The sequence below is a fragment of the Rothia sp. P100 genome (genome assembly GCF_023712425.1).
In the GTDB taxonomy this organism is placed as follows: Bacteria; Actinomycetota; Actinomycetes; order Actinomycetales; family Micrococcaceae; genus Rothia; species Rothia endophytica.
Genome location: NZ_JAMAYG010000001.1, coordinates 20384 through 32060, shown reverse-complemented (window position 1 = coordinate 32060; position 11677 = coordinate 20384). Strand labels below are relative to the sequence as shown.

Annotated in this window: 12 protein-coding genes; 9 read left to right on the top strand and 3 right to left on the bottom strand. The window is 52.8% G+C overall.

The window, feature by feature from the left end:
• Positions 1–62 precede the first annotated feature (62 nt).
• The 7 genes from M3668_RS00170 (at position 63) to nrdF (ending at position 7022) form a co-directional block, all read left to right on the top strand.
• The gene (locus M3668_RS00170; protein ID WP_237203702.1) at positions 63–488 is read left to right on the top strand and encodes a hypothetical protein; all 426 of its coding nucleotides are present in this window, start codon (positions 63–65) and stop codon (positions 486–488) included.
• 143 nt (positions 489–631) lie between these two features.
• The gene (locus M3668_RS00165; protein WP_251378827.1) at positions 632–1717 is read left to right on the top strand and encodes an App1 family protein phosphatidate phosphatase; all 1086 of its coding nucleotides are present in this window, start codon (positions 632–634) and stop codon (positions 1715–1717) included.
• Between the two features lie 578 nt (positions 1718–2295).
• Positions 2296–2529: a glutaredoxin-like protein NrdH gene (nrdH, locus tag M3668_RS00160; RefSeq protein WP_237203700.1), complete on the top strand. Its 234-nt coding sequence runs from the start codon at positions 2296–2298 to the stop codon at positions 2527–2529.
• A gap of 115 nt (positions 2530–2644) precedes the next feature.
• On the top strand, positions 2645–3106 hold the full coding sequence (gene nrdI / locus M3668_RS00155; protein WP_251378826.1) for a class Ib ribonucleoside-diphosphate reductase assembly flavoprotein NrdI: 462 nt from the start codon (positions 2645–2647) through the stop codon (positions 3104–3106).
• Positions 3070–5250: a class 1b ribonucleoside-diphosphate reductase subunit alpha gene (nrdE, locus tag M3668_RS00150; RefSeq protein ID WP_502948938.1), complete on the top strand. Its 2181-nt coding sequence runs from the start codon at positions 3070–3072 to the stop codon at positions 5248–5250. Before nrdI ends, nrdE begins: the two co-directional genes overlap by 37 nt.
• Before the next feature lie 138 nt (positions 5251–5388).
• On the top strand, positions 5389–5889 hold the full coding sequence (locus M3668_RS00145; protein ID WP_251378825.1) for a MarR family winged helix-turn-helix transcriptional regulator: 501 nt from the start codon (positions 5389–5391) through the stop codon (positions 5887–5889).
• A 158-nt stretch (positions 5890–6047) separates the two neighbouring features.
• Positions 6048–7022: a class 1b ribonucleoside-diphosphate reductase subunit beta gene (gene nrdF / locus M3668_RS00140; RefSeq protein ID WP_251378824.1), complete on the top strand. Its 975-nt coding sequence runs from the start codon at positions 6048–6050 to the stop codon at positions 7020–7022.
• A 239-nt stretch (positions 7023–7261) separates the two neighbouring features.
• Here the strand turns inward: nrdF and M3668_RS00135 are convergent, their stop codons facing one another.
• Both M3668_RS00135 and M3668_RS00130 read right to left on the bottom strand, forming a co-directional pair.
• Positions 7262–8359, bottom strand: a complete 1098-nt coding sequence (locus M3668_RS00135; RefSeq protein ID WP_251378823.1) for a type I restriction endonuclease — start codon at positions 8357–8359, stop codon at positions 7262–7264.
• A 392-nt stretch (positions 8360–8751) separates the two neighbouring features.
• Positions 8752–8952, bottom strand: a complete 201-nt coding sequence (locus tag M3668_RS00130) for a hypothetical protein (RefSeq protein WP_251378822.1) — start codon at positions 8950–8952, stop codon at positions 8752–8754.
• 99 nt (positions 8953–9051) lie between these two features.
• Between M3668_RS00130 and M3668_RS00125 the strand changes: the two genes are divergently transcribed.
• Entirely contained in the window at positions 9052–9879 is an 828-nt protein-coding gene (locus tag M3668_RS00125) for a hypothetical protein (RefSeq protein ID WP_251378821.1), read from the top strand.
• A gap of 394 nt (positions 9880–10273) precedes the next feature.
• On the opposite strand, the gene M3668_RS00120 is transcribed toward M3668_RS00125, so the two are convergent.
• On the bottom strand, positions 10274–10744 hold the full coding sequence (locus M3668_RS00120; protein WP_251378820.1) for an AAA family ATPase: 471 nt from the start codon (positions 10742–10744) through the stop codon (positions 10274–10276).
• Positions 10745–10834: 90 nt separating this feature from the next.
• Here M3668_RS00120 and M3668_RS00115 point away from each other — a divergent pair, with 90 nt between their 5' ends.
• Positions 10835–11677, top strand: coding sequence for a GNAT family N-acetyltransferase (locus tag M3668_RS00115; RefSeq protein WP_251378819.1), 843 nt, complete (start codon positions 10835–10837; stop codon positions 11675–11677).

Below are 11677 nucleotides of genomic sequence, written 5' to 3'. Positions count from 1 at the left end.
ACTGTCACAAACACCGGCGTAGCATTACCCCAAGAACCTGGGAGCACGCTATATTTTTATGTATGGCAAAGAAAAAAGTTACCCTCGCAACCGCCCTCGCGGCGTCCGCTCTTCTAGCAGGCTGCGCTCAGACCGTTGTTCCCGGCATGGGCATCGAAGAAATTAGCGACTGGGGTGGCCGTGACGACATCACCTTTGAGGTAATGGCATCGCTGGAGGGCAATGAAGCACCCGCCAAGGTCACTGTTTACCAGGATCAAATATCTTTTGACGGCAACACTGCTGAATTTACCGGCGAAGCTTTCTACAAGCTCACCGCAGATGACCTGACTGACCTCTCCGACTCTCAGATTCGTATCTCCGTTGAAGCAGAAGACCCCAACGCTGAGGTAGCCTGCGGTCTTAAGGGCACCGGTCTCACCCACCCACTGCACTCCACTGAAGCTGAAGGCACCGGCAGCGCATCCTGCGTGCTGAACGTCGACTAGCGAGCAAGCTCCACACCAAGACACACCCCAGGGGTGGGCATCACCGGTAGATGCCCACCCCTTGTCTTAACTCAACCTCTATCTTGCGCCGCCACTGTTCTACCGTGGCGTGTTAGGGCATAGAGTATGAAAAAATAAGGATTATGAGCACTTCAGGCGCACACGAATTCATGAACATAGCCCGAGAGGCAGCAGGCGAAGCTGTTAATATGGGTTTCCGTATCGGTAATAGAATCCACGCTCACCGTGAGCGCAGAGCGGAGCGGAACCAGCTTGAGCCGGTCATTGTACCCAGCGTGGGCTACGGTAGCGATGGCTGGGTACGCGTGCTGGGGCGGGTGCTCTACAAAACCGATCTCTTTGAAGATTTTTTTGACTCCGTTGAAAAAGGCGATCCTGCCGTTGAGCCGGTGCGAGGCTGGCGCTCCTTCACTTCTGTGGCAATTTCATATGCAAAAATTACCGTTGAAATTGAAGGGGTTACCCACGACGTTCAGGCGGACCGCGGCGGGGTCGTGGACGTCCGTCTCGAGCAGCAGCTCGAACCCGGTATGCACAATGTCACCATGCGTACTGATGGCGGACACCCAGCCCAAACCAGCGTTTATATTGTTCCCAAAGACCAGCAAATTGGAATTATCTGCGATGTCGATGACACCGTCATGAACACCGCACTTCCCCGGCCACTACTGGCAGCATGGAACTCTTTTGTGCTCAACGAGCATGCACGCAGCGCTACGCCCGGCATGGCAGTCATGATGGATCGCCTGCACTGCACCTACCCCTCAGCCCCCTTCATGTACCTTTCGACGGGTGCGTGGAATGTTGCGCCCACTCTGCGCCGTTTCCTGCACCGCAATGGCTACCCCAAGGGAACCTTCTTGCTCACTGACTGGGGCCCCACACCAGACCGCTGGTTTCGATCTGGCCAGCAACACAAGGTCAGCACCCTCAAGCGACTGGCAGCTGAATTTCCCCACATCACATGGATTCTTATTGGTGATGACGGTCAACATGACCCCGAAATTTATAATGGGTTCGCGGTGCGCTACCCTCACAATGTTAAAGCGATTTTGATTCGCAACCTCACTTTTGGTGAATCGGTGCTGTCCTCTGGTCGTGTCTGGGGTGACAATCGTGCCCAGGAAATCACCAAGGGAGCGCTCTGGCTTGAAGGCAACGACGGCACTGCCCTTTACGAGCAGCTCAAAGAGCGCGGTCTAGTCTAGAGTCGCACACCTCAGCCCTATCTCAGGACGCCGGCCCGAGCAGCAGCCCACAGTGGCTGACGCCCAGGCCGGCGTCCTCATCTACGGCTCGTTCTTGCCCATCAAAAAACTCGGCTTGTCAAGTGTCAGACGCACCGGCGAAGCCGACACTCCGAGGCGAAAAAACTGCCCAAAATTTATGGGGAGAGAGCGCTGATCTCAAGCCTAAAGTTTACGTTGAATCCCTAATCCCTGTATAAACCGCGGAATCTTGCGGTTAAAAAAATCTATTCCCACCGGGGCACAAAAAACCTGCTTTTAAGCTCACAGTAACCAGCTTTCAGCTTCTCTCAAAAGAGCTCGGTGTGGATAACTCTCAGAAACCGCGAGAACAAGCGGAACCAAGCTGTGGATAGCCGCGTGTCTTTAAAAAATTGGCAAGAGACCACACTATCTAGGGGGTTGCGCGAGGAGGTAACACTAGATGTAGTATTAAATCTCGGTTCGGGGCACAAGAGGTTTAGCCTTCAAAACCCCAACCAGCAGACACGCCACTTCCCATATCCCCGTCTGAGGGGTACCCCAAGGAGAGCTCCATCATGACCGTAACGGTGTACACCAAGCCAGCCTGCGTCCAGTGCAACATGACCTACCGCGCACTCGATAAGCTCGGCGTTAACTACAACACCGTGGACATCACCGAGGACGCCGATGCGCTGGCTCGCATCAAGGGCCTGGGTTACCTGCAGGCACCGGTTGTTATCGCTGGCGATGACCACTGGTCCGGGTTCCAGCCCGATAAAATCAACGCTCTTGCAGCTGCCGCAGCCTAACGCTTTACGATAGCCCGGGCGAAAATTCCAGAGTGAATTGCCCGGGCTTCAGCATGTGCTGGCGAACCGCCGGTACATCAAGAGACCAGAACACCCCTTGCGGAGATGATGAGCTATGGAGACTAAACCCCCAGAAGAAATGATGGCGACAGGTCAACCGACCATCGTTTACTTCTCGTCGATCTCAGAAAATACTCATAAGTTCGTGCAAAAAACTGGCGTAGCGAATGTGCGGATCCCCCTCAAAACTGCGGAAGAACCACCGATCATGCACGCACCCTATGTGCTCTGCGTGCCTAGTTACGGGCGTCCTGGGGGAGCGGGATCAATACCGCCACAGGCAGTTAAATTTCTCAACCAGCCCCAAAATCGTGAGCACCTGGTAGGTGTTATCGGTGCGGGCAATACAAACTTTGGTGACCTCTACTGCATAGCAGCAGAGAAGGTTGCCACTAAATGTGGAGTTCCCCTGCTCTTCAAATTTGAGCTCATGGGAACCCAAGAAGATGTACAAAAAGTTCAAGAAGGATTGAAAGAATTTTGGAATCAAAACTCCCTGTACCCGGCCTCAGCGTAGAACCCGGTCACGAAGACCCCAGCACCCCCGATAAATACCGCGGCATGGGCTACCATGAGCTCAACGCGCTGCTGAACCTCTATGATGAGAACGGCCAGATTCAGTTCGAGGCTGACCGTCAGGCAGCCCGCCAGTACTTCCTGCAGCACGTCAACAACAACACCGTGTTCTTCCACGACCTTGAAGAGAAGATTGACTACCTGGTCAAGCATCAGTACTACGAGCCCGAGGTCTTTGAGCGCTACTCCTTTGACTTCGTCAAGGCGCTCTCCAAGCGTGCCTACGCTCAGAAGTTCCGTTTCCCCACCTTCTTGGGTGCCTTCAAGTTCTACACTTCCTACGCGCTGAAAACCTTTGACGGCCAGCGTTACCTGGAACGTTTTGAAGACCGTGTGGTTATGACTGCGTTGCTGCTGGGTGAGGGCAACGAGCAGCTGGCAGAAAGCATCGTAGACGAGCTCATTTCGGGCCGTTTCCAGCCTGCCACCCCCACCTTCCTCAACGCCGGTAAGAAGCAGCGCGGTGAGCTGGTCTCTTGCTTCCTGCTCCGCATCGAAGACAATATGGAGTCCATCGGTCGCTCCATCAACTCAGCTCTGCAGCTCTCCAAGCGCGGCGGCGGTGTGGCATTCGCCCTCACTAACCTGCGTGAAGCTGGTGCGCCGATCAAGAAGATTGAGAACCAGTCCTCCGGCGTCATCCCCGTCATGAAGCTGCTTGAAGACTCCTTCTCATACGCTAACCAGTTGGGCGCACGTCAGGGCGCCGGTGCAGTTTACCTGCACGCTCACCACCCCGACATCTACTCCTTCTTGGACACCAAGCGTGAGAATGCGGACGAAAAGATCCGTATCAAGACCCTCTCACTGGGCGTCGTCATCCCCGATATCACCTTTGAGCTGGCCAAGAAGAATGAGGACATGTACCTCTTCTCGCCCTACGACGTTGAGCGCATCTACGGCGTGCCCTTCTCAGATGTTAACGTCACCGAGAAGTACTACGAGATGGTCGATGATGCCCGCATCAAGAAGACCAAGATTAACGCTCGCGAGTTCTTCCAGACCCTGGCTGAAATTCAGTTTGAGTCTGGCTACCCCTACGTTATGTTCGAAGACACCGTGAACAAGGCAAACCCGATCGAGGGCAAGATTATTATGTCTAACCTCTGCTCGGAAATCCTTCAGGTCTCAGAGCCTTCCGTTTACAACGCTGACCTTAGCTACGCAACCGTAGGTAAGGACATCTCCTGTAACCTGGGTTCACTGAACATCGCCCTGGCGATGGACGGCGGCGACCTGGCCCAGACTGTCGGCACCTCTATTCGTGCACTCACCTCTGTCTCTGACCAGTCAGACATCACCTCCGTGCCCTCCATTGAGCGCGGTAACTCCATGAGCCACGCTGTGGGTCTGGGGCAGATGAACCTGCACGGCTACCTGGCTCGTGAGCACGTCTACTACGGTTCAGAAGAAGCACTGGACTTCACCAACATGTACTTCTACACGGTGACCTACCACGCCATCCGCGCGTCCATGGAAATCGCCAAGGAGCGCAAGGAAACCTTTGTGGGCTTTGAGAAGTCAAAGTACGCGTCGGGGGAGTACTTCGAGAAGTACATCAACGGCACCTGGGATTTCGAAACCGAGCGGGCCCGCGAACTCTTTGCCGGTCACTTTGTGCCCGGTGCTGAGGACTGGAAGCAGCTGGCAGCTGAGGTTGCCGAGCACGGTATGTACAACCAGAACCTGCAGGCTGTACCGCCCACCGGTTCTATCTCTTACATCAACGGCTCCACCTCATCGATCCACCCCATTGCATCGAAGATCGAGATCCGTAAGGAAGGTAAGCTGGGCCGCGTCTACTACCCGGCACCCTTTATGACCAATGAGAACCTGGACTACTATCAGGACTCCTACGAAATTGGTTACGAGAAGATCATTGATACCTATGCTGTGGCAACCCAGCACGTGGATCAGGGTCTGTCACTGACCCTCTTCTTCAAGGACACTGCGACCACGCGCGACGTCAACCGCGCCCAGATTTACGCTTGGCGTAAGGGCATCAAGACCATCTACTACTCACGTATTCGTCAGATGGCTCTTGAAGGCACCGAGATTGAGGGCTGCGTCAGCTGCATGCTCTAAAGCTCTGAGCTGTTAGCAAACCGCCGTTCCCCTGTGTGGGAGCGGCGGTTTGTTTTTATTTGCCTTGCAGAGTGCTTGAATGAGGTTTATAGTCAATATAACTAATAAGTTAAACTGATTATTTTGGGGTGGCGCCTTTTGGAAAATTTTTTAGCAGAGCACGCGCGCAACCTCCACCATTCGGTGTTCAGAATGCATCGACGTCTGAGGAATGAGTCAGCTAGTTCTTCGCCCTTCACTTTTTCTGAGGAAACGGTGCTGGCTCAGCTACTGGTGCAACCTCGGCAGACGGGGGCGGAGCTGGCTCGTTTTCAGCAGATCACACCGCAGTCTATGAATGTCATTGTCAAGTCACTGTTGGCACGAGGTTACCTATCATCGGGTAAGAACCTGCTAGATAAACGCCGTAAAGAGCTCTATCTCACCGAGCAGGGAACCCGAATGATTACGTCCATTCAGGCTGAGCGCGAAGAGTGGCTGGTGGGCAGAGTTGCAGAGGCACTGAGTGAAGAAGAAACTCAGATGCTGGTCAAAGCATTGCCGGTACTGCGTACCATGGTGGACCGCGCGTCACGCTTGGGTCCAGACGAGCATGAAGGTGAAGTTCCGGGTGAGGTTGAGGAGGACGCGGGGGATTAGTACGCGGCTTAAACAGGGGCCAGCTTCGGTGTGAGTGTGAGACTGAGACGTTCGCTATGAAACAATATCGCGCCATTTTGGGCGTAACAATGGAACAATAGAAGGCAGAGCGTCTTGCAGACGCATAAGAATTTTTGAACGAGGAGTTTCCCACCGTTATGAGTGAAAAGGTCAAGCTGGTTCACCACGTTGAAGCAATCAACTGGAACCGTATTGAGGACGAAAAAGATCTTGAGGTTTGGGACCGTCTGACCTCCAACTTCTGGCTACCTGAGAAGGTGCCCCTGTCTAATGATGTGCAGTCCTGGAAGACACTGAACGATGAAGAGAAGCAGCTGACCATGCGCGTCTTCACCGGTCTGACCCTGCTTGATACCATTCAGGGCACTGTGGGCGCTGTGTCTCTGCTGCCCGATGCTGTGACTGCTCACGAAGAAGCGGTGTACACCAACATTGCCTTCATGGAGTCGGTGCACGCTAAGAGCTACTCTTCTATTTTCTCCACCCTCTGCAGCACCAAGGAAATCGATGAGGTTTTCCGCTGGTCCACCGAGAATGAGCACCTTCAGAAGAAGGCCAACATCGTGATGGATTACTACCAGGGCGATGACCCGCTGAAGAAGAAGGTAGCCTCGACCCTGCTGGAATCCTTCCTCTTCTATTCGGGCTTCTACCTGCCCATGTACTGGTCATCGCACGCCAAGCTGACTAACACTGCTGACTTGATTCGTCTCATCATTCGCGATGAGGCTGTGCACGGCTACTACATTGGTTACAAGTTCCAGCGCGCCCTGGAAAAGGAAAGCCCGGAGCGTCAGGCGGAGCTCAAGGAATACACCTTTAACCTGCTCTACGAACTGTACGAGAACGAAGTGGCTTACACCGCTTCACTTTACGATGGTGTTGGGCTGACTGAGGACGTCAAGAAGTTCTTGCATTACAACGCTAACAAGGCACTGATGAACCTGGGCTACGAGGCGATGTTCCCCGCCAGCGTCACCAATGTGTCCCCGGCAATTCTCTCAGCGCTTTCACCGAACGCGGATGAGAACCACGACTTCTTCTCAGGCTCTGGCTCTTCCTACGTGATCGGCAAGGCCGTGAACACCGAGGACGAGGACTGGGACTTCTAAAACCATTCCTGACTTGGACCCCCGTAGTTTCATTCTTAGAACAGCAACATAGCGTAGCTGTTGAGAGGGAAACTGCGGGGGTTTATTGTTGTGGTGCCTGGTGCCGCCACCGCTTGGATACGGACTTAACTGTCTAGGACGGCTTTGTCATGCTCATAGTGGCAGATAGGGATTGGTCGTAGCACTTCAATCTAAAATCCCGCCCCTGCATCTTGTGCTTGGGGCGAGATTGTTGTTGGTTAGGCCTCTAAGGAACGAACTGTAGCTCGGATTATATCTGCGAAAGCGTAGATGTCCTCTAAGTCATTAATGGGATGCCTAGTTTCCTTTTTATCAGCATCGAAGGTCCCGACGTACCACTGAGACTTTGCATTGAAGTGTAAGCGTGCAATGGGTTTACGGTTGTTGTCATCAAGGAGAATGGCAAAATATGACTTTGCATCTCGATGAGCAATGCGCTGCGGCTTAACCTCGGAGCATGCGATAGCTTTCACAATCTGATAACCGGCGAGTTCCTCCTCGGTTGTCACGACACCGTTGTCGTCCTGTTGATTATTATCTTCAGTGTCAACTGCAGCTGGGGCCGATTCAATGGTTATTGCTTCAGGGATAGAGAGATCTGAGTCGCCCAGGGCTGTCTTTAGACGGTCATTGACCTGTTCCTTGAGAAATTGCTTTAGTGCTTTGTCAACCAGGTCACGGAAGAGGGCAATGTTATCCGCTGTTGCGCGCTTATCTGATACCGAAGTCATAAGCATTTTGACGAAATCTGCAGGAAGCTCTTTAAAGATAGAGGCTACTTCGCGCTTCAAAGCCCCCACATATTTGAGTTCTTCAGCCGAAGAGATGATTGAGTCGAGGTCGAAGGTGTCCTTGGTTATTTTCTTGAGCTCAGGCAGGATCGTTTCATCAATATCCAGTAGGTCGAGGACGAGGAATGGACGCTTATCCATGATGTTGGGGGAGTCCAGGTCCGTGAAGAAATGGAATACTTGACCATTGGTGAGGATGGCGATGCGGGAATTGGTAACAGAGAAGTATCGGAAGAGCTGCGAGGCATGCTTTACATTGAGGTCGCTGCCAATTTTCTTACATTCGATGAGGATGCGCACTTCACCATCTTGCATGATGGCGTAATCCACTTTCTCACCTTTTTTGGTGCCATGGTCAGCGGTAAATTCGGGCATGACCTCAAGTGGGTTGAAGACATCATAGCCAAGTACCTGGGAGATAAATGGCATAATGAAAGCATTTTTGGTAGCTTCTTCGGTTTGAATGATGTCCTGCTGGCTTCGCATCTTTTTTGCAAGAGCGTTGATTCCGGCCTCAAATTCCATTGTGTGTCCTTATCCTTGTGGGCTGTATTGGTGTCTACTTTAAAAGATACAGTGACGCAAACCTCACGGGTGGAACTTCTCGCAGATTATGGAGTGTTTTTTGAGGCCGGTGATGAGAAGGTAATAAATCTTACCTTTCTGTACGCATGAGGCCGGTCTTTCAATGAATCCAGAGAGATACTTATATTAGTCTTATGATTAATTTACTGTCCCCAATCTAGTGGACTGTTCAATATGGATGAGGTTTTATGAAATACGAACCAGAACTTTTTGAACCAGACCCTTCAAGGAGCCAACCTACCAACGTGAGTTCATACCTAGCTCATGCTGAAACCGTAGCTCTGAAAGCTAACAAAGTTCCCTCGGCAGGGTGGCTTATCGCTACATGGGTTTTAGGCATTATCGGTGTCCTTGCATTTTTCCAAGGCGGTTTTCTGTACCTGCCAGTAGCTTGGCTTTGTTATTGGTATTACGACCATGGGCTCGTTCCAACCTGGTTTCGGAGCTCTCTCAATTTTGTTTGCGATAGATCCAATCACTTCTTCAGCGGTTTCCAGTTGGGTAGCTGTAAAAATTGGTTTATGGGCGTTCAAGAATCCTCTTTTCGGTGGCGTGGACGCCGCAGGGGGAGTCTTCCTCGACGGGTGTTGTAACGAGATACTTAATCGTCTGTTTGTCTTTCAGGAGAGCAAATGTCAGAACAGTGGATTCCATTAGGTGTAAGGCTTGGGGTTCAGGAGCCAGTCGCTTTGAAAAATGGATTTTTAGAGGATGAAGCAACCTCACATGCTGCAAGGGAATGGCTCGTAGATGTGATTTATCACTTTCGATCTGATGATCTAGAGCCGTTGATTGGTGCTTGCGGTATACCCACGTACAAGAACAGCAACGGAGTGAGGACCAATAGTGAGAGGGTACTGAGGTACTCGTCTACCGGTGAGATTCAGTTGCTGAATACGCTTGAGTTTTTGGCAGCAAAAATACACGATTCATTCGTTGTTTCAAGGCTAAATTCACTCTGCTTGCACTACAACGTCAATTGGCGTTTTGACTTTAATTCGAGGCGGCTTGCCCGCCGCGTTCTACCTGAGACGCAGGAACATTATCTGAACCTGGCTCGGAGTGTTAGTGAATCCTGCTCTGAGTACCTACAGCAGGCTTTCACTAATGCTTATGGGCATAACGGCACCCCGGCGGAATCCTGGGTGGCTTCTCGAAAGGCTGTTGAGTTTCTGCTACATCCGGTTGTCAGTCCTAGCAACACAAGGGCTACGATTTCCTCAATGATTAGGGACATAAAATCAGCCCCTCATAAGTGGGTATCAGCGATCCCCGCCAATGACCCCGAACAGTCTGTCCTCAAGTTTGTTCAGCTCTTGCAAATGATGCCGTACGAACCGGGGCATCACGGGCAAACCCCTGGCCAAGTATCTCTTGACCAGGCGCGTACCCAATTCAACCTTGCTCTGACGGTGTGTCAGATGGTACTTGACGGAGGCTTTGCCCTCGCTGATAGCTGAGTGCAACTTGAACGGGTATAAGACGCGGTAAATCTCGTTGATTTGCGCTTGAGTGATACCTGCTTGCTGTTCTTGGAGGTACGTGATCGCTTGTTAAGGGACGAGGCGGAATGCCTTCCAGAGTTTGATCGATACCAATTCCTACTCGATGAGATGTGCCAAGAAGGTGCAAGCAAGGTAGCAGATTACTGACCGGATAGATAGCGGTCAGAGCTGATGCCATTCGCCTATTTTAACGAGTCAAACAGACACTAAAAGTGGTGGTAAAGAGGACTGGGACTTCTAAACCATTCCTGACTTGGACCCCCGTAGTTTCATTCTTAGAACAGCAACATAGCGTAGCTGTTGAGAGGGAAACTGCGGGGGTTTATTGTTGTGGTGCTTTATGCCTCCACTACTTATAAATCTTGGTCTTATGCGGGTAACGCTTCTGCACGTCCCGCAGGGCAGCTAGCTTCTTTGGGCTGGTTCCTTTCCAGAGAATCCACTTCACGAATTCCAAATCGATTTTCTCGGGACAACCTTCGGTCATATCGGGGCGGGCAGCGCCGCGAAAACGCAACCACCGGCATCCAACCCGCCACAACCGCACCAAACGCGGAGCCAACAAAATAAAAATCTGGTCTGCCTCCTCCAGTCGCCGCTCAAACTCCACGTTGGAGTAACCACCCTCAACCACCCAGCCGTCATGCGAGTCCATGAAGTCCCGCACAAGAGTACGTTCATCCTCAAGAATTCGCTCACTCCACCCCGGCAACCAGTGCACCCTATCCAGGTGCAGAACAGGCACCTGGTGCCTATCAGCCAGGGTACGTGCCCACGTCGATTTACCCGCACCGCTCAAACCAAGAACCACAATCTTCATGCTCTCAGTTTAACCGCGGCACATAGTCTGCCCTCCCGCAAGCAGGCGGAGTACCCTAGATAGGTATACCTGCACCCCAGAAAGTGAGCTATGCCCACACCAATCGTCAGTTATGAGGACGCCCTTACTCTGCTCAACCGGCAGCTGTCGGTGGATATGTGCCTGCCACCAGCGTCATTTGACCTCGCCTTCCAGCACGGCTCCACGCTGCTCACCAGTCAGCGTCTACCCCTCGAAGAGAGGGGCGCTGACCGCCGCCGCTACCGTGACCACTGGGAGCTTCGCCTCATCAACTTTCGTGGGCTTACCGCCGTCTCCGCAGCCCACCCGCGTGTCCTGGACGCCGCCCAAGCACTGCTGGCAGGGGACAACGGCAACTGGGTGGGCGACTACTCCGAGCTGCGCAAACTCAACGACTATCTCACCCCCTTCGCCCTGCAGGTCTCGAGCACCTCACTCTTTTACACCCCCGGTCGCAGTTTCTGGAAGCACCAACCGGCGGCGTCCGCGCAGGACGTTAGGTTACCGCAGATAGAGGGGTACGAACTGCGCTGGTTAGAACCGCAGGAGCTTGAAGCTTTCCGCGACGATGAGCGTTTCAGCAATGCCCTGGGCTTCAAAGAACTACGCCCAGATGTGCAGGTGCTAGCCGCACTTGCCCACGGTGAGACTGTAGCCCTTGCCGGGGCTAGCGAGGACTCCAACCTCATGCAGCAGATCGGCATCGATGTGCTACCTCAGCACCGTGGCGCAGGGTTAGCCGGCACCATGGTCAGGACGCTGGCAGAGGCCATTATCGCCGAAGGCTTTCTACCCTTCTACGGCACCAGCCCCTCGCACATCATTTCACAAAGAGTAGCGCTCAACGCCTGTCTGCAACCCACCTGGTGGGAGTTTGTTTCCACCAGCCTCAACGAAATTTCTGTGGACTAG

What these genes read in the sequence shown, in the direction of transcription:
- nrdH (WP_237203700.1), top strand. Translation starts at nt 2,296, where the DNA reads ATGACCGTAACGGTGTACACCAAGCCAGCCTGCGTCCAGTGCAACATG.
- M3668_RS00165 (WP_251378827.1), top strand. Translation starts at nt 632, where the DNA reads ATGAGCACTTCAGGCGCACACGAATTCATGAACATAGCCCGAGAGGCA.
- nrdF (WP_251378824.1), top strand. Translation starts at nt 6,048, where the DNA reads ATGAGTGAAAAGGTCAAGCTGGTTCACCACGTTGAAGCAATCAACTGG.
- M3668_RS00120 (WP_251378820.1), bottom strand. Translation starts at nt 10,744, where the DNA reads ATGAAGATTGTGGTTCTTGGTTTGAGCGGTGCGGGTAAATCGACGTGG.
- M3668_RS00125 (WP_251378821.1), top strand. Translation starts at nt 9,052, where the DNA reads ATGTCAGAACAGTGGATTCCATTAGGTGTAAGGCTTGGGGTTCAGGAG.
- M3668_RS00170 (WP_237203702.1), top strand. Translation starts at nt 63, where the DNA reads ATGGCAAAGAAAAAAGTTACCCTCGCAACCGCCCTCGCGGCGTCCGCT.
- nrdI (WP_251378826.1), top strand. Translation starts at nt 2,645, where the DNA reads ATGGAGACTAAACCCCCAGAAGAAATGATGGCGACAGGTCAACCGACC.
- M3668_RS00135 (WP_251378823.1), bottom strand. Translation starts at nt 8,359, where the DNA reads ATGGAATTTGAGGCCGGAATCAACGCTCTTGCAAAAAAGATGCGAAGC.
- M3668_RS00115 (WP_251378819.1), top strand. Translation starts at nt 10,835, where the DNA reads ATGCCCACACCAATCGTCAGTTATGAGGACGCCCTTACTCTGCTCAAC.